General features: G+C 39.0%; 3 protein-coding genes. 1 reads left to right on the top strand and 2 read right to left on the bottom strand.

Annotated elements, in window-relative coordinates:
* Positions 1 to 216: 4-Cys prefix domain-containing protein (locus FFR48_RS25830; RefSeq protein ID WP_371851486.1), on the bottom strand; the 216-nt coding region annotated here is incomplete at its 3' end.
* A 161-nt stretch (positions 217 to 377) separates the two neighbouring features.
* Positions 378 to 2,411 (bottom strand): BamA/TamA family outer membrane protein, encoded by a 2,034-nt coding sequence (locus FFR48_RS25825; protein WP_137669336.1) that lies wholly within the window; start codon positions 2,409 to 2,411, stop codon positions 378 to 380.
* 450 nt (positions 2,412 to 2,861) lie between these two features.
* On the opposite strand from FFR48_RS25825, the gene FFR48_RS25820 reads away from it, so the two are divergent.
* On the top strand, positions 2,862 to 4,202 hold the full coding sequence (locus FFR48_RS25820) for a lipid-A-disaccharide synthase-related protein (RefSeq protein ID WP_137669335.1): 1,341 nt from the start codon (positions 2,862 to 2,864) through the stop codon (positions 4,200 to 4,202).
* The last annotated feature ends 144 nt before the right edge of the window (positions 4,203 to 4,346 follow it).

The following is a 4,346-nucleotide window of genomic DNA, read 5'->3' as shown; positions in this document are numbered from 1 at the left end:
TCCCTGTGCTTGGGGTAAAAATTGTTTAATTACACAATAAGGTTTTGATGGTTTATCCTCATCAATAGCTAAAAATGTTCTCCCAAAACCACCTTGACCTAAAATTGATTGAGGTGCATATCTTTCCTTTAGCAGTAACTTATTACCGCACTTTTGACAATATTGAAAATTATCAGGATTAGGAAAAAGACAGTCAGGATTAAGACATTGACGCATAGACTCAAAACCAACACACTGTTATAATTTTACCCTAATTAATCAAAACCTACGGAAAATCTCTCTAAACCTCCTCCCTTCGTGTCCTTTGCTTCTACCCTTCGGGAACTGCTTCGCAGAACGTGGTTCATTACTTAGAAATTTAACACACCACAACCAAATTAAAACTTCTGACCAATACCAATATGCACCCGACTTTCACCTTGATCATTAATTCCCAAATCAGCACGAATTAAACCTAAAGGCGAATCAACGCGCACACCCGCACCATAACCAAAACCACTACCAGGTTTATTTCGCACATTAGCTGGTTCTCCAATCACGGTATCACCAGAACCTAAATCAGTGGCAAAATCAGCAAATATCACACCCCCAGCAATAGGGAAGATCGGAAAACGATATTCAGCAGAAGCTAACACATAACTACGACCACTTCCTACTTTACCACCATCATAACCGCGCACTGAGTTAGAACCACCTAAGTTAAAAGTTTCATAAGGTGGTAAGTCACCCACTACAGTACCAGCTTGCAGGTTTAAAGCAAATACTTGGGGTTGTGTGCTGTTAAATAAATTTACGGGCATAAATTGACTATAGTTGCCCCGTAGCCGATTCATGGTAATCTGTCCATTACCTACAGGTATAGATTGTTCGGTGCTGAATGTGAGAATTGAACCTTCAGTTGGTTGCACTGGGTTATCCCGCTTGTCTTTGGTGGCTGTAAATGATACGGTAGCTAGGTCATCCACACCAGTATCACTCAAGGATAATTGGTTATTGTTAGCATCTCTGGGGGTAATATTTCCAGAGCGATCGCGGATGGTAACACGAGTATAATTCAGAGCTACAGCAGCATCCCAACCATCTATTTCTTGTTGCAAACTCACACTAGCGCCTATTTTCCCTTCCCGCACTTTATCACCATTCGGCAGTTTGATTTTATCGTCAAAGGTATCGGAAATTTGTCTTCTACGGAAGGTTTTGATGTTATAACCCAAACGTTCAGGGTTGGTTTCTCGATAAGGACTGTTAAAATTAGTATTAAACAGTACATCCTGTCTGTTTAGTTCCACATTTGCAGACAAGGTATCATTCACACCACCAACATTTTGATCTCTATAACTAACAATCACTGATATCCCATCATCAGCATTATATCCACCTCCCAGGTTAATAGAACGCGCTCCTACTTCTTGCAGTTCATAGATTAAATCTAGTTTTTTTGCGTCTCCTTCAAATGCAACATTGACGCTTTTAAATAAACCTAATTTATATAAAGTTTGGATATCTTGCCGTGCTAAATCTTCTGCAAATACTTTTCCGGGTTTTAGTTTGAGTTGCTGTCTGATAAAATCTGCTTTACTACGTCCTTTGATGGGATTACCATTTTGATCAAATTTTTCGCCTTCTTCGCTCAAAAACCGAAATTTGATATCACCTACTAAACCTTCTGCTACATTGACTGTGAGGATACCTTGACGGTTCGGTTGAATTGATAATACTCTGGCTAGGGTATAACCGTTATCTTTATACCATTGGTTAATTTGCTGTACTATGTTCTGAAGTGCTGCTGGACTGATATCTTTACCAATCTGATTTTGGAAATTTTCTAAGGCTACTTGATAAGTAAGAACTTTTGCACCAGTTAATTGTAATGCTTGTACAACTATTGGTTGCACTTGATAAACTACATTTACACCAGCGGATGTATTGCTACTGTTAACTGTCGCATTAGCAAATAAACCAGTGTCTAAAATTGCGGCTACATCCTGTTGAAGTTGGGTTTGACTAGTTCCTCCTCCAGTTTGGGTTTTAATAACTTTACGAATGATTTGCTCTAATTCTGCATTAGCGCCTATGATCTGGACATTGGTGGCGGTAACTACTAAATTAGCATCTGTAATTAAGTTGTTATTGTTGTTATTATTATTATTAAAATTATTGATATTTGTCCGTACAACTACTGGTTGCGATATCGGTTGAGAGCTAAATTCTATGGCATAAGTAGTTTCTGGTGCTGTTAAGGTTTCTACCTGTGCTGTTTGAGTTTCTACATCAGGCACTATTACCACATCTGTTGTTGCGGTTTTATGCTCTTGATTTGTGTTTTGAGTGGGTGCAGCATTGACTTGCTGAGTGGCATTACTAACAGCTAAAGTAGCTAAGGTAAAAATTGCCGCAGAAGAAACTCGCATAATTAATGATAATCTTTGCTGTAGATACTTATGGATTAAGAGACCAAATTTGTAATTTTTTGTTTCTGGTTAGATTTTTGCTACTACTATGCTACTACAAAAGCTGACGGTGTTAGGCGATCGCTGAGAATAAAGATCCCCGGCTTCTTTGAGAAGTCGAGGATCTGGGTACAGGTGTTTTGGTTGTTTTGGTAATTGGTATTACTTATTATCAGGCTTGATGATGACAAATTGCAAGACCCAATCTAAAGTCCAAAATCTAAAATCTAAAATCCAAAATCTAAAAAGATCCCCGGCCTCTTTGAGAAGTCGAGGATCTGGGTACAGGTGTTTTGGTTGTTTTGGTAATTGGTATTATTCATTATCAGGCTTGATGATGACAAATTGCAAGCCCCTATCTAAAATCTAAAATCTAAAATCTAAAATTTAAAATCTAAAATCCAAAATTCTATGCGTGATCTATCTCAATTACCTTTATTGAAGCAGTCTCCAGATAAAAGTTCTCGTTTACAGTTACTGGTTTTAAGTAATGGTCATGGTGAAGATATCATTGCTGCACGGATCATTAAGGAACTGCAACAGTTATCTTCTCCTCCTGATATTTTTGCTTTACCCATAGTGGGTGAAGGTCGTGCTTACCAAAATTTAAATGTGCCTTGTATTGGTGAAGTTAAGACTATGCCTTCTGGTGGTTTTATTTATATGGATAGTCGTCAACTGATGCGGGATGTCCAGGGTGGTTTGGTACAACTGACTTGGAAGCAGATTCAAGCGGTGCGTCATTGGGTAAGTTCGCAAACAAAGTTAGATAATCAAAAGGCGATTTTAGCTGTGGGGGATATTGTACCACTGTTGTTTGCAGCTATCAGCGGTGCTAATTATGCTTTTGTGGGAACGGCAAAATCTGAATATTATGTGCGGGATGAGTTGGGTTTATTACCCAGAAAGTCAAAATCGACACGTTGGGAAAATTTTTCAGGTTCTATTTATCATCCTTGGGAAAGGTGGTTGATGAGTCGTCGTCTTTGTCGGGCGGTGTTTCCTAGAGATGCGCTGACAACAGAAATTTTAAGAAAGTGGCCTATTACAGCTTTTGATGTGGGAAATCCTATGATGGATGGTTTAGAACCTTCTTTTGGCACTTCTAGATTTGATCATGATAGTTTTGAACAACAAGAGATTGTTCGTCCTTTGGTTGTGACTTTGCTTCCCGGTTCTCGTGCAGGTGAGGCTTATGATAATTGGGAAGTGATGATGATCGCTGTATCAGCTTTGATTGAGAGTTTCCGGGAGCGAGAGATGGTGTTTTTAGGTGCGATCGCTCCCGGTTTAGATGGCAATATTTTTACTCAAACTTTAAAAATTCCAGGTTGGCAAAAATGCGATCAATCTCCAGTTCAACTGGCTGATGCTCATGCTTTGATTTTTAAACAAAAAAATGCTTATCTTATTCTCACTCAACAAGCTTATAATGATTGTTTACATTTGGGGGATTTAGCGATCGCAATGGCAGGTACAGCAACAGAACAATTTATTGGTTTAGGCAAACCAGCGATCGCTATTCCCGGTAAAGGTCCTCAATATAATCCTGCTTTTGCAGAAGCCCAAAGTCGTCTTCTAGGATCATCTCTAATTTTAGTAGACCAACCAACAAAAGTTGCCCAAGTAACACAGTCCCTGCTACAAAATCCCGATCTTTTACACGAAATTTCTGAAAATGGAGTTAAAAGGATGGGTTTACCTGGTGCTGCCAAACGTATTGCTGAATGTTTGCAAGAACGTTTAACTTAACCTGCTATATAAAACCGAGACAAAACTAGACTTTACTTTCTACTTCAACGGGAGCATGGGAGCAGTTATCCCTCAGTAGACTTTCACGCCTTAGCCAGACGCGATAAATTAATTGCAGCGTTTAGATCCCTATCTATCTCAAAA

This window comes from Sphaerospermopsis reniformis (assembly GCF_005402885.1).
Classification (GTDB): domain Bacteria; phylum Cyanobacteriota; class Cyanobacteriia; order Cyanobacteriales; family Nostocaceae; genus Sphaerospermopsis; species Sphaerospermopsis kisseleviana.
This window is presented reverse-complemented; position numbering and strand designations above follow the sequence as displayed.

What these genes read in the sequence shown, in the direction of transcription:
- FFR48_RS25825 (WP_137669336.1), bottom strand. Translation starts at nt 2,411, where the DNA reads ATGCGAGTTTCTTCTGCGGCAATTTTTACCTTAGCTACTTTAGCTGTT.
- FFR48_RS25820 (WP_137669335.1), top strand. Translation starts at nt 2,862, where the DNA reads ATGCGTGATCTATCTCAATTACCTTTATTGAAGCAGTCTCCAGATAAA.